The 18,074-nt window shown below is 52.5% G+C and carries 18 protein-coding genes; 9 read left to right on the top strand and 9 right to left on the bottom strand.

Annotation, left to right across the window (positions count from 1 at the left end; all coding sequences use genetic code 11):
* Positions 1-2 precede the first annotated feature (2 nt).
* Genes KO503_RS11290 through iolD form a run of 4 tightly spaced genes read right to left on the bottom strand, consistent with a single transcriptional unit; the run spans position 3 to position 4,548 of the window.
* Positions 3-842 carry a class II fructose-bisphosphate aldolase gene (locus KO503_RS11290; protein ID WP_215991650.1) on the bottom strand — a complete coding sequence of 280 codons (840 nt, stop codon included), beginning with the start codon at positions 840-842 and terminating at the stop codon, positions 3-5.
* Complete coding sequence (locus KO503_RS11285) at positions 839-1,693, bottom strand: 5-deoxy-glucuronate isomerase (protein ID WP_215991649.1); 855 nt, start codon at positions 1,691-1,693, stop codon at positions 839-841. Before KO503_RS11285 ends, KO503_RS11290 begins: the two co-directional genes overlap by 4 nt.
* Before the next feature lie 9 nt (positions 1,694-1,702).
* Entirely contained in the window at positions 1,703-2,683 is a 981-nt protein-coding gene (gene iolC / locus KO503_RS11280; RefSeq protein ID WP_215991648.1) for a 5-dehydro-2-deoxygluconokinase, read from the bottom strand.
* Positions 2,683-4,548 (bottom strand): 3D-(3,5/4)-trihydroxycyclohexane-1,2-dione acylhydrolase (decyclizing), encoded by a 1,866-nt coding sequence (gene iolD / locus KO503_RS11275; RefSeq protein ID WP_215991647.1) that lies wholly within the window; start codon positions 4,546-4,548, stop codon positions 2,683-2,685. Before iolD ends, iolC begins: the two co-directional genes overlap by 1 nt.
* 119 nt (positions 4,549-4,667) lie before the next feature.
* Between iolD and KO503_RS11270 the strand changes: the two genes are divergently transcribed.
* From KO503_RS11270 to KO503_RS11260, 3 genes are read left to right on the top strand one after another with little or no spacing between them, the layout of a single operon-like run.
* Positions 4,668-5,765, top strand: a complete 1,098-nt coding sequence (locus tag KO503_RS11270) for a Gfo/Idh/MocA family protein (protein WP_215991646.1) — start codon at positions 4,668-4,670, stop codon at positions 5,763-5,765.
* Positions 5,766-5,785: 20 nt separating this feature from the next.
* Entirely contained in the window at positions 5,786-6,676 is an 891-nt protein-coding gene (locus KO503_RS11265; protein WP_215991645.1) for a sugar phosphate isomerase/epimerase family protein, read from the top strand.
* 12 nt (positions 6,677-6,688) lie between these two features.
* Positions 6,689-7,822, top strand: coding sequence for a Gfo/Idh/MocA family protein (locus tag KO503_RS11260; RefSeq protein WP_215991644.1), 1,134 nt, complete (start codon positions 6,689-6,691; stop codon positions 7,820-7,822).
* Between the two features lie 4 nt (positions 7,823-7,826).
* Here the strand turns inward: KO503_RS11260 and KO503_RS11255 are convergent, their stop codons facing one another.
* Positions 7,827-8,825 (bottom strand): LacI family DNA-binding transcriptional regulator, encoded by a 999-nt coding sequence (locus tag KO503_RS11255; RefSeq protein ID WP_215991643.1) that lies wholly within the window; start codon positions 8,823-8,825, stop codon positions 7,827-7,829.
* Between the two features lie 186 nt (positions 8,826-9,011).
* Here KO503_RS11255 and KO503_RS11250 point away from each other — a divergent pair, with 186 nt between their 5' ends.
* From KO503_RS11250 to KO503_RS11240, 3 genes are all read left to right on the top strand, one after another.
* Entirely contained in the window at positions 9,012-9,962 is a 951-nt protein-coding gene (locus tag KO503_RS11250) for a sugar ABC transporter substrate-binding protein (protein ID WP_215991642.1), read from the top strand.
* Positions 9,963-10,036: 74 nt separating this feature from the next.
* Positions 10,037-11,158 (top strand): ABC transporter permease, encoded by a 1,122-nt coding sequence (locus tag KO503_RS11245; protein ID WP_215991641.1) that lies wholly within the window; start codon positions 10,037-10,039, stop codon positions 11,156-11,158.
* 1 nt (position 11,159) lies between these two features.
* Positions 11,160-11,948, top strand: a complete 789-nt coding sequence (locus KO503_RS11240; RefSeq protein ID WP_215991640.1) for an ATP-binding cassette domain-containing protein — start codon at positions 11,160-11,162, stop codon at positions 11,946-11,948.
* 121 nt (positions 11,949-12,069) lie between these two features.
* On the opposite strand, the gene KO503_RS11235 is transcribed toward KO503_RS11240, so the two are convergent.
* Positions 12,070-12,876, bottom strand: a complete 807-nt coding sequence (locus tag KO503_RS11235) for a helix-turn-helix domain-containing protein (protein WP_215991639.1) — start codon at positions 12,874-12,876, stop codon at positions 12,070-12,072.
* A 107-nt stretch (positions 12,877-12,983) separates the two neighbouring features.
* Between KO503_RS11235 and KO503_RS11230 the strand changes: the two genes are divergently transcribed.
* Positions 12,984-13,712 carry an aspartate/glutamate racemase family protein gene (locus KO503_RS11230; protein WP_215991638.1) on the top strand — a complete coding sequence of 243 codons (729 nt, stop codon included), beginning with the start codon at positions 12,984-12,986 and terminating at the stop codon, positions 13,710-13,712.
* Positions 13,709-14,557, top strand: coding sequence for an asparaginase domain-containing protein (locus tag KO503_RS11225; protein ID WP_215991637.1), 849 nt, complete (start codon positions 13,709-13,711; stop codon positions 14,555-14,557). Before KO503_RS11230 ends, KO503_RS11225 begins: the two co-directional genes overlap by 4 nt.
* A 108-nt stretch (positions 14,558-14,665) precedes the next feature.
* Here the strand turns inward: KO503_RS11225 and KO503_RS11220 are convergent, their stop codons facing one another.
* Both KO503_RS11220 and KO503_RS11215 read right to left on the bottom strand, forming a co-directional pair.
* Positions 14,666-16,102 (bottom strand): alanine/glycine:cation symporter family protein, encoded by a 1,437-nt coding sequence (locus tag KO503_RS11220; protein ID WP_215991636.1) that lies wholly within the window; start codon positions 16,100-16,102, stop codon positions 14,666-14,668.
* Between the two features lie 187 nt (positions 16,103-16,289).
* Entirely contained in the window at positions 16,290-16,757 is a 468-nt protein-coding gene (locus KO503_RS11215; RefSeq protein WP_215991635.1) for an RrF2 family transcriptional regulator, read from the bottom strand.
* A 228-nt stretch (positions 16,758-16,985) separates the two neighbouring features.
* Between KO503_RS11215 and KO503_RS11210 the strand changes: the two genes are divergently transcribed.
* Positions 16,986-17,243 carry a sulfurtransferase TusA family protein gene (locus KO503_RS11210; RefSeq protein WP_215991634.1) on the top strand — a complete coding sequence of 86 codons (258 nt, stop codon included), beginning with the start codon at positions 16,986-16,988 and terminating at the stop codon, positions 17,241-17,243.
* Here the strand turns inward: KO503_RS11210 and mobA are convergent.
* On the bottom strand, positions 17,240-17,881 hold the full coding sequence (gene mobA, locus KO503_RS11205) for a molybdenum cofactor guanylyltransferase MobA (RefSeq protein ID WP_215991633.1): 642 nt from the start codon (positions 17,879-17,881) through the stop codon (positions 17,240-17,242). The two genes, KO503_RS11210 and mobA, sit on opposite strands and share 4 nt — an antisense overlap.
* Positions 17,882-18,074 lie beyond the last annotated feature (193 nt).

Here is an 18,074-nt window from a genome sequence, read left to right as displayed (position 1 = left end):
CGCTATCCTTTGTTGGCAGGACCAAAGGCCCGCAAAACGTTTCGTGTCGCCGCGACCAATGGATCGTGGGTTTCTTTCAAAATGGTCACGCGATCAAAGCGGGATGGGTCGGCATTTACAGCCTCGCGCAGGGCCGCACCAAAGGCCATCCGCAATTCGGTGCCAATGTTGAATTTGCAGATTTTAGAGCTTGTCGCAAGTTCGGTTCGCTGCGCTACAGGCACGCCAGAGCCGCCATGAATGACAAGCGGAACAGTTGTCACCGCCTCGATTGCACGGATGCGCTGCATGTCCAAGCCGCCCTCTTTGTCTTGCTGCAAATGCACGTTGCCGACTGAAATCGCCATTGCATCTACGCCAGACTCAGTCGCGAACTTCGCCGCCTCTTCAGGATCAGTCCCTGCGGAATTTTCACCATCGGCGTAACCAACAAAACCGATTTCGCCTTCGCAAGAAATACCCGCCTTATGGGCCATTTCCGCGATTCGCGCTGTCTCATCAATGTTTTGGTTCAAGGGCTTTCGCGACCCGTCATACATTAAAGAGGTAAAGCCTGAATCCAGTGCTTCTTGGCATTCCTCAAAGGTATATCCGTGATCAAGATGTGCGACGACCGGTACGCTGGCATTTTCAGCCAAATGCCGGAACATTTTGCCCAAGATTGGCAAAGGCGTATGGGCACGACAAGATGGGCCAGCCTGCAAAATTACTGGACAGCCCTCTGCTTCTGCGGCAGCCACATAGGCGCGCATGTCTTCCCAACCAAGCGTGACCAAACCGGCCACAGCGTAACCACCTGTGAGGGCTGGTTGAAGGGCCTGTGCGAGTGTGACCAGTGTCATTTAAATTTCGCCACCATGTCTTTGATCCCAGGGATCGTTTCAATTTGGTAGGCATGTGTTGGCTGAAAGAACTGCACCAAGCTGCGCTGTGAAAGCCCGCCCAAAATGGTGAAATAGTACATCTCGTAGCCCGGCATCGCGACACATGGGTGGTAACCGCTGCGCAGCAAAATCGTTGATCTATCCATCAACTGGTAGGCATCGCCTGGTTTGCCTTCTTCGTGTTGAATGATCTGTACGCCAGAGCCGTGGTTCGGACGGAAACGGAAATTATAGGTCTCGTCGTGGCGTGTCTCGATGATATTGCCATCGGCGTCTTTGCGGTCCGTGTCATGTTTGTGCGCAGGAAAGCCAGACCAGCCGCCTTCACCAACCGTGAACAGTTCAGACACCAGCAAGCGGCCGACTTTGTCGTGATGCGCTTGACCCAAGATGTGCTTGATCTTGCGGTGCGTTTTGGTGTCGTCTGAGCCATATTGTACTTTGTCCAACTGCGCTACACGCACATCAAAAGGTTCAAGCACTTTGTCGTAACGCGCACCTGCGATGAATGTCTCGGTATCGCGGATCGCCACGAAAGTCACTTTCGCGCCAACTGGCACGTAAACGCCCTCTGGTTCGCCGTCCCAAACATCCAAAGTACGGTTGCCGATGGCCTTGTACTCAGCGCCTTCAACGCTCACGTCGATGGTGCCTGTGGCAGGTACGATGCAGGTTTCGTATCCGGGCACTTGATATTCAAAGGCTTCGCCTGCTTTCAGCTTGACGATATTCAAATAGTTGAGTGGAACTGTCGCATCATCTGCGTCTACAATGGGAATATTTTTATTGTCGTATGGGGCGATATGCATTTGAATTCCTTAGGTAACTTGGGTTGGGCCAGGATGATTGACCAGAAAATCTTCGAGATCGGCAGGGAAAGGCATTGCAGGGGCGCAACCGGGTTTTGCAACCACGATGGCCGCACAAGCCGAGCCGCGCAGCACGGCATCTTTGAGCGGATAGCCATCAGCGATAGAGGCCAAAAGCCCTGCCATAAAACTGTCGCCAGCACCGGTGGGTTTGAGAGCCGTGACGGGGAAAATACCGGTGCGAATTTCTGCGCCATCGGCAAAGGTCACAGCGCCATGTTCGCCCATTTTGTAAACAACAATGGTTGCTGTTGAGGCGGCAAGGGCGCGGGCCTTGTCCATGCCTTTGTCGATGCCGCCAGCCATAAAGCCGAACTCTTCGTCATTGCCAATGATGACATCAGACAGCGCGCCAGCTTTTGACAGAACCTCTTCGGCGACCTTTGCTGAGGGCCAGCTGTAAGGCCTGTAATCGACATCAAAGATGATCGGAATACCCGCCGCTCGCGCCAATTCAAAGGCCCGAAATGTTGCAGACCGTGATGGCTCTGCCGCAAAAACGGTGCCCGCCGTGACCAAAGCGCCGTAAGAAGCATAATCAACGGCCTCCACATCCTCGACGGTCATTTCAAAATCAGCGGCACTATTGCGGTAGATCACCGATTGATGATCTTCGATACGACTTTCATACAGCGCCAGAGAGTTGCGAAATTCGCCCCCTATGGGTTTCACATGGTCGCGGCCAACGCCGTAGTGATCCAGCTTGTTGGTGCAAAATCGCCCCACTGCGTCGTCTGAGACGCGGGTTACAAGCGAGGCTTTACCGCCAAGCTTCACAACGCCCGCCGCAATATTGGCAGACGATCCGCCCATATCTGCTGTGAACTGATCTGCCGTTTCGGTCGCGCCATCAGGGCCTGTGAACAGGTCCATGCCCACGCGACCGACGACAACGAAGTTATTCTTTTTGATGCCTGCAAGTACGTCCATTACACACCCTTTCGTTGTTTGGTGCGCGAGGCTTCGGTCTCTAGATGCTTTTCGGCGATCTTTTTATGCGTGGTGACATGCGGCGTGCCCACTTCCCACCATGTGTGACCTTCGGTAGTCCAGCCATCATAGGCGTCGACCTTCATCACGATGACGCATGTTTTGTCTGACGCCTGTGCGCGTTTGAAGGCTTCGCCGAACTCATGCGGGTTTGCCACGGTTTCGGCATTGGCACCCATGGATTTGGCATGCGCTTCAAAATCGACGGCAAAAGGCGCTTTGATCGTTGGGCAATCTTCTAGCAGGTTGTTGAAACTCTCGTTGCCGGTGTTGTTTTGCAGTTTGTTGATCACGGCAAAGCCACCGTTGTCGAGGACACAGATGATCATCTTGTGGCCTGACAAAACGGATGAATACACATCCGAGTTCATCAACATGTAAGACCCATCGCCAGTGAACACGATGGTGTCGCGCTCTGGCTCGCGCTCATGCTGCGCGATACGTGCGCCCCAGCCGCCTGCGATCTCGTACCCCATGCAGGAAAACCCGAATTCCACATCAACTGTGCCTATGTCTTTGGTCTGCCAATGGGCTGTGACCTCTGCAGGCAAGCCACCTGCCGCGGCGACAACGCGGTCACGTGGATCGCACAGATCGTTCACCACGCGAATGGTTTGAGCATAAGAGTTCGGTCCATTTCCGACTGTGGTGACTTTATCTGTATAGGCAACCCATTTGAAGCGCTCTTCTTTGGCAAAGGCTGTCCAAGTGGCGGGGCTCGCGTATTCACCAAGGGCTGCCGACAAAGCAGGCAAGCTGAGTTTCGCGTCGCCCACAACAGGCACAGACATGTGTTTCATCGCGTCGTGACGACCGACGTTGACGCCGATGATTTTGGCGTCTTGCGCGAAGGCGGTCCACGATCCAGTGGTGAAATCTTGCAGGCGCGTGCCGACTGCGACGATCACATCCGCCTTTTCTGCGATGGAATTGGCGCTGTTCGAGCCTGTCACACCAACAGGCCCGATGTTCAGCGCGTGATCTTGCAGCAAATTGGCGCGACCTGCGATGGTTTCCACCACGGGGATGTTATGAGTTTCGGCAAACGCCGTGAGTTCCGCCACTGCGCCAGAATACTGAACGCCACCGCCAGCGATGATCATTGGGCGTTCCGCTTTGGACAGCACAGAAATTGCATCTGCCACATCCGCCACATCAGGAGCTTGGCGGCGCATACGGTGAACGCGTTTCTCGAAAAAGCTTTCAGGATATTCGTATGTCCAGCCTTGGACGTCCTGCGGCAATCCAATGAATGCAGGCCCACAATCCGTTGGGTCCATCATGGTGGCCAGTGCCGCAGGCAAAGATTGCAAGATTTGTGCCGGATGCGTGATCCGGTCCCAGAAACGGGTAACGGCTTTGAATGCGTCGTTTACGCCAACGGTGGGATTGTTGAAATGCTCAAGCTGTTGCAAAACAGGGTCGGGCAGGCGGGTGGTAAAGGCATCCCCGCAGAGCAACAACATCGGCAAACGGTTGGCGTGGGCCAGTCCCGCTGACGTCAAAAGGTTCGTTGTGCCGGGGCCCGCACTTGCGGTGCAAAGCATGAAACGTTGACGCAACCATTGTTTGGCATAGGCCGCAGCCGCGAATCCCATGCCTTGCTCGTTTTGGCCGCGATACAAAGGCAGCGTGTCACGTACATCATAGAGCGCTTCGCCCAAGCAGGTCACATTACCATGGCCAAAAATGCCAAAGCCGCCACCGCACACGCGCATCTCTTGACCGTCAATTTCAATGAATTGATTGTCGAGATATTTGATGATCGCCTGCGCTGTTGTCAGATGTATAGTTTTGTTTGTCATGTGCTTAATTCTTCCTCACGCTGATCGATTTTGCGATTGTTGCTTGCGCGCTTTCGAATCCGAAGATACTAATTTTGCAACCGGTTGCAAATAGAATCTGAAAAGAAAGACTCAGCGGCATGAAAGAAATAGGAATTGGGATCATCGGTGGTGGCTATATGGGCAAAGCGCATGCTGTCGCGATGTCTGCTGTTGGGGCGGTGTTCAACACGGCGCTGCGCCCGCGTTTAGAAATGATCTGTGCCAGCTCACCTGCAAGTGCGCAGCGGTATCTTGAAGCTTATGGGTTTAAGCGCGCAACAGACGACTGGCGGGCGTTGGTGAATGATCCAAATGTTGAGGCCATCGTGATCGCATCGCCGCAAGAGACCCACCGAGAAATTGCGTTGGCCGCCTTTGCGTTGAACAAGCCTGTATTTTGCGAAAAGCCTCTGGGTGCGTCGCTGAATGACAGTCAAATCATGACCGAGGCTTCCCGTGGCCAGATAAGTATGACTGGGTTCAATTACATCCGGACTCCTGCAAGCCAGTTTGCCCGCAAGCTGATTTCCGAGGGCGCAATCGGCGATATTACATGGTTCCGTGGTGAACATACCGAAGATTTTATGGCCGATCCTGAAAGCCCCGCGACTTGGCGGACCATGGGCGATGCCAACGGCACTATGGGCGACTTGGCGCCTCATATGATCAACGGTGCGATGGCCTTGATCGGGCCGATTGCCAAATTGATCGCCGAAGTCGAGACCGTTCACACGACACGTCCAGGCGGCACAGTGGACAACGACGACCACGGTCAACTGATGTGTCGTTTTGAAAATGGGGCGATGGGGCAGATGTATTTTAGCCGTATCAGTCATGGCCGTAAGATGGGCTATGCCTATGAAATTACCGGCACCAAAGGCGCGATAAGATTCGACCAAGAAGATCAAAATGCGCTGTGGCTTTACAATGCAGACGAACCAGAGGCCACACGCGGATTTCGCAAAATCCTGATTGGCCCTGCGCACCCAGATTACGAAAACTTCTGCCAAGGCCCCGGCCACGGCACAGGATACCAAGATCAAATTATTATTGAAGCGCGCGACTTTTTACGTGCGATCGAAACTCAAACACCCGTTTGGCCCACATTCCAAGATGGGTTGGACGTTACTCAAGTTGTCGCTGCAGCATTGGCATCTTCTCGCGCAAAAGCGTGGATTGATGTGACCGCTGTTTAGCGTTTTTGAAAGGCTCTGACATGACTATTAAAATCGGCAACGCCCCCTGTTCTTGGGGGATCGAATTTCCAAGCGATCCAGCGTATCCAACATGGCAATCGGTGTTGGATCAATGTGCTGGCGCTGGCTACAAAGGCATCGAACTTGGCCCCATCGGCTATATGCCTGAAGACCCAAAAGTGCTGGCTCCAGCTTTGGCTGAACGTGATTTGGAAATCATCGGTGGTGTGGTGTTCCAAGCGTTTCACGACCCAAACAATTGGGACACTTTGTTGGACGCTGCAACGCGCACCTGCAAGGCGCTTGTCGCTCACGGCGCGCAACATTTGGTGTTGATCGACAGCATTTCAGCGCGTCGGGCGCCAACGGCTGGACGGGCGTCCGAGGCCGAACAAATGGACAAGGCCGAATGGACAGCTTTTCGTGATCGCATCGCAACCATCGCAAAAATGGGCGCTGAAGACTACGGTTTGACTGTTGGTATTCATGCGCATGCCGCTGGGTTTATGGATTTTGAGCCTGAACTAGAGCGCCTGCTCAGCGAGGTCGACGAAAAGATCCTCAAGATCTGTTTTGACACAGGCCATCACTCTTATGCTGGCTTCGATCCAGTGGCCTTTATGGACCGCTACATTGACCGCATTTCTTACATGCACTTCAAAGATATCGACCCTAAAGTCAAAGCGGATGTCGTTGAAAAACGCACCGATTTTTACACGGCTTGCGGGCAGGGTATTTTCTGCAATCTCGGTCAAGGTGATGTTGATTTCCCAGCTGTACGCCAGCGTCTTTTGGATGCGGGCTTTGAGGGCTGGTGCACTGTTGAACAAGACTGTGATCCATCTATGCCTGGCACGCCGCTTGAAGATGCGCGCGCCAATCGTGAATATTTGCAATCCATTGGATTCTAAGGAGACTTACCTATGGCAAAGTTAAAATGGGGTATGATTGGCGGCGGCGAGGGGAGCCAAATTGGCCCCGCGCACCGCTTGGGCGCATTGGCTGACGGGCGGTTCGAATTTGCCGCTGGCGCATTGGATCATCGGGCTGATGCTGGTCGTGACTATGCGCAGCGTTTAGGCATTGCCCAAGACCGCGCTTATGGCGATTGGACCGAGATGCTTGCGGGCGAAAAAGACCGTGCGGATCGGGTTGATCTGGTGACGGTTGCAACGCCAAACGCGACGCATTTCGAGATCACCAAATCCTTCTTGGAAGCGGGCTTTAACGTGTTGTGCGAAAAGCCGATGACGATGACTGTTGAAGAGGGCGAAGCCATTGTTGGTATCGCAGAAAAGACAGGTAAAATCTGTGCGGTTAACTATTGTTATTCCGCCTATCCCATGGTGCGCCAAGCGCGTGCGATGGTGCAGTCGGGTGAGCTTGGCAAACCGCGTTTGGTTGTGACAAACTTTTCACACGGCCACCACGGCGATGCGACGGATGCTGATAATCCGCGAGTACGCTGGCGCTATGATCCTGCTATGGCTGGTGTTTCTGGTCAGTTTGCAGACTGCGGTATTCACGCGCTGCATATGGCGAGTTTCATCTGTAACGATGAGGTCGAAACATTGTCTGCTGACTTCGCGTCCACGATTTCCAGCCGTGAGTTGGAAGACGACGCTATGGTCAATTTCCGCATGTCAGGCGGCACTGTTGGGCGGCTTTGGACCTCGTCGGTGGCGATCGGTCGGCAGCATGGGTTCGATATTCAAGTGTTTGGGGAAACGGGCGGCCTGCGTTGGGCTTCTGAGCAACCAAATCAGTTGATCTATACCCCTGTAGGCGGGCGCACTCAAATCATTGAAAAGGGCGAAGCTGGCCTGTCAGAAGACGCGCAGCGTTTGTCACGCGTCTCTATCGCGCACCCTGAGGGCTTTCCATTGGCTGTAGCGAATATCTATTGCGATTTGGCTGATGCGATTGCGGGTGAAACGCGTAATGGCCTGCCAAATGCGTCAGACGGAGTTCGGTCTATGGCAGCGGTTCACACGGCTGTGGCGTCCGCGAAAGAGGGCGGCGTTTGGATGGATGCGCGTCCATCTATCTTCAAATAAACAGCTAGGGGCGGGGCCGCAATGTGCCCCGTTCCACCACGCGACACGGGAATAATCGTGCCTCAGGGTATCGATCAGGCTCGTCCAGCATCGCGACCATCAATTCGATCGACGAGCTGATAATTTGACGAATAGGCTGATGGATCGTTGTCAAATTGATGTTTTCCCAGCCTGACATTTCCATATCGTTCAAGCCAATGATGCCGATATCTTCGTGTACGCGCAGTCCCATGTCTTTAACTGCACTGAGCGCGCCAATGGATAAGACATCATCCGCGCAAAAATACGCTTCAGCTGGGTTTTCTTTCAACAGGCGCAGCATTTCAGCGCGGCCGGCCTCAAAAGAATAGGCGGCGGCGTAGCTGTGAGACTGTGCCACGTCAGGGTGTTGCGATAGCTCGCGCTCAAAGCCTTCAAGGCGATCCTGCGCGGATGTCGCCAGCTGCGGACCACCCAAATAGGCCACTTTCTTATAGCCGCGCTCAACAAGTTCGCGTGCTGCCATGCGTCCCGCTTCGACGTTGTCTATGCCGACAACATGTACATCCGGGCTGCTGGTATAGCGGCCAAAGGTGTGCACGACAGGCAGCTTTTGATCGCGAAATGCTTTTGAGAACACTGGCGGCAGGGTGGATGAAGCGACGATGGCGCCATCTACCGAATATTGCTGCAGCATGCGTAATGAGTTCTCGGGATCAACTTCGTCACTCAAATTAACCAAAAGAGGGCGCAACCCGCGATCTTGAAGTCCGCGTGTGAACAGATCGAACACTTGTAAAAAGATGGGGTTGTGAAAGTTGTTGCTGACCAACCCGATCAGTTTGGTGCGGCGCGTCGTTAAGCTGCGGGCCAAAAAGTTCGGACTGTAACCAAGTTCGGCGGCGGCCTTCTCAACTTTGCGCCGCATTTTGAGGGAAACGGACGCACCATCTGTAAAGGTGCGCGAGACAGCCGAGGTCGAAACCCCAGCGCGGTTCGCGACATCTTTGAGTGTTGCAGTCATCTCGTCATCCTCCTTGGCAGACCATGTTATGCCCGTATCTCTTTGAAATGTCAGTAGAGGTGAGCGTAGGGCTGTAAAATAATTTTTGCAACCGGTTGCAAAAAAAACGAATCCGTGTTTTGTTCTGTTTGAGAAGGGCGCAGCCCGCTCGATTGCTGATAAAATCGCGTTCTTGGGAGGAACAACATGAAATCTATTTTTACCAAATTTATGCTGAGTGCAGCGGTGATCGCATCACCTGTTTTGGCAACTGCAGACGATCACAATGACGACCTGAAATATGTTCTTGTCAGCCATGCCCCTGATTCTGATACATGGTGGAACACAGTTAAAAACGGCATCGCCCTTGCGGGTGAGCAAATGGATGTAAGTGTTGAGTATCGTAATCCACCAACTGGTGATTTGGCAGATATGGCACGCATCATCGAGCAAGCTGCCGCGACACAACCAGACGGCATCATCACAACGCTTGCTGACTTCGACGTTCTGAGCGGCCCTATTCGCGCAGCCGTTGATCAAGGTATTGACGTCATCATCATGAACTCTGGCACTGTTGAGCAAGCACGCGACGTTGGCGCGCTTATGTTCGTTGGCCAGCCAGAGTATGATGCTGGTCTCGCAGCGGGCATTCGCGCCAAAGGTGACGGTGTAGAGAGCTTTGTTTGTGTCAACCACGCGATCTCTAACACTGTTGTAGCGCAGCGTTGCCAAGGTTTTGCAGATGGCTTGGGTGTCGAACTCGGCAGCCAAATGATTGACTCTGGCGAAGACCCTTCGGAAGTTAAAAACCGCGTTCAAGCTTACTTGAATGCAAACCCTGATACCGACGCGGTTCTGACACTTGGTCCGGTTTCCGCTGACCCTACGCTGCTTGCGCTTGATGAAATGGGTCTCTCTGGCGAGATCTACTTTGGCACATTCGATCTTGGTGAAGAAATCGTAAAAGGCATCAAAAGCGGCGTTATTGAATGGGGCATCGACCAGCAACCATTCTTGCAGGCCTACCTGCCTGTTGTGATCTTGTCCAACTACGACCGTTACGGCGTACTTCCAGGCAACAATATCAACTCTGGTCCAGGTTTTGTGACCAAAGATGCGCTTGAAAAAGTTGAAGAGTTTGCGGGTGTTTACCGCTAAATCAAGCCTTTAAAAAGGGTGCGCATATTTTCGCGCACCCTTTGTTTTTATACTTAAAATGAGAGGGAGTTCTCATGTCACAAGCCAATGAGGCCATTGAGGGTGACGAACGAGTCAAACAAATTTCCCCCCTACGCAAAGCCTTAATTCGCCCTGAACTTGGCGGCATGTGTGGGACGGTTATCGTTTTCGTTCTGTTTATAATTTTTGCTGGTGATAGCGGCATGTTTAACCCGCAAGGCGTGATGAACTGGAGCCAAGTTTCGGCACAGTTTATGATCATCGCTGTTGGGGCATGTCTATTGATGATTGCTGGCGAGTTTGATCTGTCTGTCGGCTCCATGATTGGTTTCGCCAGTATGATTATGGCGATTTTTGCCACGACATTCGGCTGGCCTATGTGGCTTGCGATTTTAGTGACATTTGCCATCACGATCAGCCTTGGGGCGATGAACGGCATAATTGTTGTGCGTACCGGACTACCCAGCTTTATTGTAACGCTTGCATTCCTGTTTATTCTGCGCGGCTTTGCGATCTTTTTGCCATATGCCTTTGAGGGCAAAAGCAACATTGGTGGCATCAAAGAAATCGCAGAGGGGGATTGGCTCGCGTCTGTCTTTGGTGGCAAGATCTTTAAGGGGCTGTTCCAGTGGATGGGCGACAATGATTTGATCGCCACGTTTTCACGCGGCACCAAAGCTGGTCAACCCGTGATCGAAGGCGTTCCAATGTTGATCGTTTGGGCCCTTGGCTTGATTTTCTTGGGTCACTTCATTCTCACACGTACGAAATTTGGCAACTGGATTTTCGCTGCGGGGGGCGATTCTGAGGCGGCTCGCAACTCTGGTGTTCCGGTCGATCGTGTTAAGATTTTGCTTTTCATGTTTACGGCGTTCTGTGCCACGGTTTTGGCTACGGTGCAGGTTATGGAATTCAGCTCAGCTGACGCAGGGCGTGGCTTGCTTAAAGAATTCGAAGCCATCATCGCGGTTGTGATTGGCGGCGCATTGCTCACAGGTGGTTATGGTTCGGTTTTGGGCGCGGCGCTTGGTGCTTTGATCTTTGGCGTTGTGCAGCAGGGTCTGTTCTTTGCTGGTGTTGAAAGCTCGCTTTTCCGCGTCTTTTTAGGCGTTATTTTGCTCGGTGCTGTGATCTTGAACACCTATATCCGCCGCATCATCACAGGGGAACGTTAATATGACTTCTGATGTTAAGCCTCTCATTCAAATGAGAAATATCGAAAAGCACTTTGGCCGTGTGATTGCCTTAGCTGGTGTGTCTGTCGATATTTTCCCCGGTGAATGTCACTGTCTTCTTGGGGACAATGGCGCAGGTAAGTCGACGTTTATTAAGACCATGTCAGGGGTGCACAAGCCGACCAAAGGCGAGATTTTGTTCGAAGGAAAACCGATGCACTTCTCAGATCCGCGCGATGCGATCAATGCAGGTATTGCGACGGTGCACCAGCATTTGGCAATGATCCCGTTGATGTCTGTGAGCCGCAATTTCTTTATGGGCAACGAGCCTCAAAAGTCGTTCGGCCCGCTGAAAGTCTTTGATCACAAGCATGCTAATGAAGTGACGATGGCTGAAATGCGCAAGATGGGCATTAACCTGCGTGGGCCAGATCAAGCAGTTGGCACGTTGTCGGGTGGCGAACGCCAGACAGTTGCCATTGCGCGCGCGGTACACTTTGGCGCAAAGGTTCTTATTCTTGATGAACCGACGTCTGCTCTTGGTGTGCGTCAAACCGCCAACGTTCTGGCCACCATCGACAAGGTGCGCAAGCAAGGCGTTGCTGTGGTCTTTATCACGCATAACGTACGACATGCCATGGCGGTTGGCGACCGTTTCACAGTGCTGAACCGTGGTCAAACCCTTGGCACGGCAACGCGCGGCAAAGTGTCTCCCGAAGAGCTGCAAGATATGATGGCGGGCGGACAAGAACTTGCCAGTTTAGAGGGGTCTCTTGGTGGCACTGTTTAAGCCGATAGGTCTACGAAATTGAGAAAAACAGCGGCGCTGCGGGGATAAAGCTTGCAGCGCCGTTTTGTGTCAAAAGACCATGCCTTTTGAGGTGATGCGCGATTGGTAAACGTGACCCAGATTAACGTGAATAGGCTTCAAACAAATGCGGGCCACTTGTCGTGTTGTCGATCATTTCAAGAACATGCTCTGGAATATGCGGGCTGTCACGGTCAAACAATCCGCTATGGCGCAGAGCAGTCATGGAATGCATGGAATGGGGGGGACGTTCGAACACTACACGCACGGCACAGGGCATGTGGTTGCTATCGGCTGATACGCCAAGTTTAATGCCATGCAGGCGAGTCCAGCGCATTGAATAATCGGGGTAAAGAACTGTTTGCGTCAGCTCGACCTCGGCACCGTATTCGTGATCCGACATGAAAATGCGATCCCCTGTCATTAAAGCAGCCCCTTGATAGCGAAAATGGTGGTGGCAGGGTTTGTCGTGGGGGCCCATGCGCTCTAGGCGTCTGTAAAACATATAATGGTCACGGGCTTCAAAGGTGATCAGGTTTCTAATGACCTTTCCGGGCTGCGACATGGACTGGTAATATTCCCAAAATGTGCCGGCCATGTTCTGAATGCGCGGTTCATTGCTGGCCATGAGTTTGTCGATGTATTGGCGCAACATGCGCCCCGTACTGTCGTCGCTGTCGAGGCCGCGCAATTGGATCAACTCAGCAAAGTCTTTGGGGGGCAACATTAGTTCGTGCATCTCAACGCCAAAGTAGTCACATATTTTGCGCATCAGCCCTGTCCTTGGGGTCGATGTGCCAGCAAGATAACGATTGAGTTGACTGCGATTGATGCCCAAATCGCGACTGACCTGAGAGATGGATGTCTTGAAGGAGCACAGTAGGCGCAAATTTTCAGATATTTCGGACATCTTGCTCTTTTTCTCGCGGTAATTGCATCAGATAGCACCAATTTGCGCGCAATGAACCAATTGTCAACAACAGGTAAACCGCGCATGATCTAGGTAAGGAGACTTCTATGACAAACAGGCCATATACGATCGGGATCATTGCAGGATCTGGCCCCGAAGCAGGAATCGATTTATGGTCCAAGGTTTTGATATCAAATCAAAAGATAATGGGAGACACGTTTCGGGGCGACCTTGATGCACCGCGCGTTTTGATTGTATCTGAGCCGCAACTGGGCTTGTCGATGGCGTTGCGTGCCAATGAGATTGAAACGTGGGAGGCCTTGGAGCGCAGTGTGCGCCAAATCGCGCCACAAGTGGATGTCTTTGCAATTGCCTGTAACACATTAAATTGGTTCGCGCCGCGGATCGACGCTTTGCTGTCCACCTTGCCGGATGCAGGTGAGTTTTTGTCATTTCAGTCGGTGTTAAGGAATGCACTCGTGCAAACAGGTCAGACCTCTGTCGGTCTCTTGGCTGCGGGTCCCGTTGCGGCACTTGATGACTATTCCGTTTACACGACACTTTGTTCGGACATAGAGTTTGAAACACCTAAGCAAGCCGAACCATTGCACTTTTTAATCGAAGATGTGAAACGGTTCGGACAGAACCACGACGGGTTGGCGCAGCGCTTTGAGGATATAGCTCAAGATTTGACCGCATCCGTTGTTGTTTTGGCCTGCACAGAGTTGCCATTGATTGCCGCAGATGTGGCGGGCAAAACATTTATAGACGTGACGGAGTGTGTGGCGGAAACGCTGGTAACCCGCGCGATCACCGCGCGAAAGATTGATCTATGAAGCTGCTATTGATCCATACAGGCGGCACCATCGGAATGGTGCCCAGCGACGAGGGGTTGACCCCACAAGCCGGTCTTGTCGAAGCGGCTGTGGCTGCGCGTTTGCCCGCAGGTGTCGATATGCAGCAGCATGTTTTCAAACCTTTGGTCGACAGTGCCAATCTTGGGCCGACCCATTGGAACGAGATATTAGATGTCATAGATGCACATCCTGACTGCCCTGTTTTGGTGATCCAAGGCACTGATACGATGGCCTTCACCGGTGCGGCTTTGTCGCAAGCTTTAGAAGGTTTAAAGCGACGCGTGGTGCTATGCGCTTCTATGGTGCCACTTGGGGCGGGCGGTGATGCAGAGGGCAACTTAAGTTCTGCCATCGACGCTTTGCTGCATGACAAAGCCTTTGGGGTATTTCTGGCTTTTAACAACACATTGATGCCAGCGCGGGCCGTGGTGAAACATCACAGTTATGCGCTTGATTCATTTCGGACTATTCCGCAAGACCCAATGACACGGCCCAAGCATCGTCGCTTTGGGACAAAACGATTGGCTATTGTGACCTTGGCTGCAGGTTTACCCGCAGCAGCACTTGCGGCGATGCTGGCGGAACTGGATGGGGCTGTTTTGCGGGTTTTTGGTACGGGCACGATGATGAGTGACGCGGGTCTTATTGCGGCATTGTCACAGGCCGTCGACCGTGGCGTGCAAATCCGCGCCGTTAGTCAATGTGAGGTCGGATCACTTGAACCAGGCACTTATGCTGCGGGGGCAGCTTTGTGGAATACTGGTGTGCAAAACGGTGGACGTGAGACGCCAGAGGCGGCTTTGGTCCATCTGTGGTTGAACTGATCCGTTAAAGGTGTTGTCGTTGAAGCGTCTTTTATATGCGTTTCACAATAAAAAGGGGCCGCCCGAAGGCGACCCAATATATCTTAGCCGTGGTTCTCACGTGATATCTTAATCGTCTTTCCAACGCGCTGTGTTCCACGCCTCACGGTCCAAGTTCAGGTCTTGGAAATCGTCAGGATTAAACACAGGCCGTTTGACGCCAGCTTTAAGTTGCTTGCGGAAATCATCCACAACACGCATCGCAGTCGGGAAGAGCATCATTAAGGCCACAAGGTTGACGACAGCCAAAATGCCCATCATCGGATCTGAGAAGAAGAACACAGATGTCGCGTTAGGCGCGACTGCTCCCAACATCACGATGCCCAAAATCGCCACACGCAAGCCGATGATCGCTTCTTTGGATTTCGTGATCGCCGCCATGGCATTTTCGCCAAGGTAGGTGTTGTAGATGATCGACGAAAACGCAAAAAGCAAAATGCCCACAGTCAAAGCGTATTTGGACCAATCGCCAAAGTGGCTTGCCAAAGATTGCTGCGTCAAGACTACGCCATCAATGCCTTCAGCGCCTGGGACATAGACATCCCCCAGCAGCACAACAAAAGCTGTACAAGAACAGATGATGATGGTGTCGATGAACACGGAGAAAGACTGTGTGATGCCTTGGCTTACTGGGTGGCGCACAAGCGCTGTGGCCGCCACGTTTGGCGCAGAACCCAAACCAGCCTCGTTCGAGAACAGCCCTCGACGCAAACCGTTGGCAATCGCAGCACCCATGCCACCTGCAACCGCTTCGTTAAAGCCAAATGCACTGCTGACGATTTCGGTGAAGACCCGTGGGATTTCGCCAATGTTCAAGAGTATCGCAAGAACTGCCAAGCCGATGTAACCAACAGCCATCACGGGCACAATGACATCCGCCGCTTTGGCGATGCGTTTGATACCGCCGAACACGACAAAAGCCGTGACCACGACAAGTGCGATGCCTGTGTACAGGCGGTCAATGCCAAAGGATTCTTGCACAGCACCGGCAACGGTATTGCCTTGGAAGGCATTAAAACCAAGACCAAAGGACGCGAGCAAACAAACAGCATAGATCACAGCGATCCAGTTGTAGCGCGCGCCAAGTCCGCGACGAATGTAATCTGCTGGGCCACCGCGAAAGGCGCTTTCGCCTTCAGATTGTTTATATACTTGCGCTAAAGTACATTCGATCAAAGATGTCGCCATGCCAGCAAAGGCAATCGCCCACATCCAGAACACTGCACCAGGCCCGCCAAGCGTGATCGCCACGGCCACACCAGCAATGTTGCCACCGCCAACGCGACCACCAACCGACACAAGCAAAGCTGCGCGGGCGGACAAAGCGTTCGGGTCTTGGTTTTGGTTGTCGCCAGACAACACGCGGAACATGCGTTTGAAAAACTGGATCTGAACGAACCCAGACATGAGTGTCATGAAAATGCCAAATATGACAAGTATGGGAATAAGGGCCCATCCCCACGTGAGATCATTAATGACCCCGAAAAATGCTTCTAGGTTTTGCATAGCCCCTCCAATTAAAGCTGGTTTTTTATGTTAATGAATTTTGGGCGTTTGTGCCTCGTTAATCTTGCGCGGACCCTAAGTATACAGGCGGAAACTGGCTATTGCCTAAGGTAGAGACATGTGGTGCATATTTATGCTTTTTTAGTGTCTGATAGCATTACTTTTAGGGGCTGGGCCACGCGTATTATCATGCGTTGGCAGTGCAGGCATCGATTTGGGGTGGCGTCAGGCTGAGGATGGCTTCCAAGCCGCAATTGCCATGGACCAAATCAGCCAATGTGACGGCGTCGAGTTCATTGTAAAAGGCTTCCAGAGCACGCTCTATATACTGGCGCAATCTACAGCTGTTAGACAATGGGCAAGTGTTTGTACTTGGCGAAAAGCATTCCGCAAACGGCACATTGCTTTCAAAAATACGAAACAACTGGCCGATAGATATTTCATTCATATCACGTCCCAGTCGCAAACCGCCTGATCGCCCGCGCTGGGTCGAAACATATCCATGCAGATGTAATTGATGCACGACTTGTGCCAAATGATTGCTTGATGCGTTGCATGCCTGCGCGATGTCAGATGACCGCACAGTCTCGTTTTTGTGGACCGCACAAAACATCAAGACACGCGCCGCGAGATTGGTTTTTGTTGTCAAACGCATGATCTGCCCGCTTTCGATACTCTGGTGCAATTGAGCTGACCCAATAGGCTTGAGCTCAAGATGTCGTAACGTTCTAAATTGGGCAGGTCTCTGATCTAGATCAGATAGGAGCGGGCTGCTGTTGCGCTAATTCGCCAATGATAACGTTGGCGTTCGGATTCTATCTGTCAAAATCTGCAATAGACTCTGCAATAGACAAGACGCGCGCAGCCTCTTATGCAAATGCTTATGAACTGGGATCAAGACATCGACGCCATCGGCCTTTTGTGCCCTTTGCCTGTGCTCAAAGCGCGTAAGCGATTGTTGGCGATGAAAACCGGTGAGGTTTTGCGCCTTGTAGCGTCAGACCCTGCCGCTGTGATCGACGTGCCGCATTTCTGTGCCGAAGCTGGCCATAAGCTGTTGGCACAAACCCAAGCAGACGCGGCGCAGTGCAAGCTTAGTCCCACAGGCGTGGCGCATTTCTATTTCATCAAGCGCGGTTAAGTCTGTTGCGTGATCAACACTTCCGCTTGTTCCAAATCTTCGGGTGTATTGATGTTGAAAAACGGGTCCAAGGGTTTCACGTCAAAGACGATGACCTCAGCGCCCTGCGCTTGGGTCCATTGGGTTACCTTGCGGGTGCCTGCCAATAGATCCGTACGCAGTTGATCGCGGGCATTCGTGGGCCAAATCCCGAATGTGGGATGCAGCCATAGCTTACCTGCCGTGTCACGTGTGCCAGCTAAAGCTATTTTGCCCTCGGTACGTTCTGCATTAAGGCGATTGGCAAGGTCGCGGGGAAAAAACGGCGTATCAACGGCCACAGTGATCACGGCCTCATGCCCCAGATCTGCAGCCCATTCCATCGCCGCTAATATACCAGACAGGGGACCAAGATGGCCGCTCAAAGGATCAGGGACAACCTGAACATCAAACTGCGAAAACCGCGACACATCCCCATTGGCATTCAAGGCAACAGGATTGCATTGCGCGCCCAGACGCAAAAGCCCGTGTTCCAAAAATGTTTTGCCGCTCAGCGAGCACAGCGCTTTGTCACGCGCGCCCATACGCATTCCTCGCCCGCCTGCCAAAATCATTGCGGGGGTGGTGTTTATTGGTGGTCTGAGGGGGCTATCAGTCATTTGGTGGTCCATATATAGGGCTTTCAATCTGACGGGTCGTGGTTTGAGGCGCAAGATGGGCCAAGATTCAATGTCACCATCTTAGAGAGCAATCTTGCGCGCTTCGATTAAAAAATGGGCGGCGGGCCATTTTTTTGCACAACGCAGCCCAACGCAGACTTTACAACGCATAATCCCTGTGACCCTTGTCAAA

This window comes from Pacificibacter marinus (assembly GCF_018860505.1).
GTDB classification, from domain to species: Bacteria; Pseudomonadota; Alphaproteobacteria; order Rhodobacterales; family Rhodobacteraceae; genus Celeribacter; species Celeribacter marinus_B.
The sequence above is the reverse complement of the archived record's forward strand: the minus strand, read 5'-3'. Positions and strand labels throughout refer to the sequence as shown.

Coding starts and splice junctions, on each gene's coding strand:
- KO503_RS11290 (WP_215991650.1), bottom strand. CDS start 842: ATGACACTGGTCACACTCGCACAGGCCCTTCAACCAGCCCTCACAGGT.
- KO503_RS11285 (WP_215991649.1), bottom strand. CDS start 1,693: ATGCATATCGCCCCATACGACAATAAAAATATTCCCATTGTAGACGCA.
- iolC (WP_215991648.1), bottom strand. CDS start 2,683: ATGGACGTACTTGCAGGCATCAAAAAGAATAACTTCGTTGTCGTCGGT.
- iolD (WP_215991647.1), bottom strand. CDS start 4,548: ATGACAAACAAAACTATACATCTGACAACAGCGCAGGCGATCATCAAA.
- KO503_RS11270 (WP_215991646.1), top strand. CDS start 4,668: ATGAAAGAAATAGGAATTGGGATCATCGGTGGTGGCTATATGGGCAAA.
- KO503_RS11265 (WP_215991645.1), top strand. CDS start 5,786: ATGACTATTAAAATCGGCAACGCCCCCTGTTCTTGGGGGATCGAATTT.
- KO503_RS11260 (WP_215991644.1), top strand. CDS start 6,689: ATGGCAAAGTTAAAATGGGGTATGATTGGCGGCGGCGAGGGGAGCCAA.
- KO503_RS11255 (WP_215991643.1), bottom strand. CDS start 8,825: ATGACTGCAACACTCAAAGATGTCGCGAACCGCGCTGGGGTTTCGACC.
- KO503_RS11250 (WP_215991642.1), top strand. CDS start 9,012: ATGAAATCTATTTTTACCAAATTTATGCTGAGTGCAGCGGTGATCGCA.
- KO503_RS11245 (WP_215991641.1), top strand. CDS start 10,037: ATGTCACAAGCCAATGAGGCCATTGAGGGTGACGAACGAGTCAAACAA.
- KO503_RS11240 (WP_215991640.1), top strand. CDS start 11,160: ATGACTTCTGATGTTAAGCCTCTCATTCAAATGAGAAATATCGAAAAG.
- KO503_RS11235 (WP_215991639.1), bottom strand. CDS start 12,876: ATGTCCGAAATATCTGAAAATTTGCGCCTACTGTGCTCCTTCAAGACA.
- KO503_RS11230 (WP_215991638.1), top strand. CDS start 12,984: ATGACAAACAGGCCATATACGATCGGGATCATTGCAGGATCTGGCCCC.
- KO503_RS11225 (WP_215991637.1), top strand. CDS start 13,709: ATGAAGCTGCTATTGATCCATACAGGCGGCACCATCGGAATGGTGCCC.
- KO503_RS11220 (WP_215991636.1), bottom strand. CDS start 16,102: ATGCAAAACCTAGAAGCATTTTTCGGGGTCATTAATGATCTCACGTGG.
- KO503_RS11215 (WP_215991635.1), bottom strand. CDS start 16,757: ATGCGTTTGACAACAAAAACCAATCTCGCGGCGCGTGTCTTGATGTTT.
- KO503_RS11210 (WP_215991634.1), top strand. CDS start 16,986: ATGAACTGGGATCAAGACATCGACGCCATCGGCCTTTTGTGCCCTTTG.
- mobA (WP_215991633.1), bottom strand. CDS start 17,881: ATGACTGATAGCCCCCTCAGACCACCAATAAACACCACCCCCGCAATG.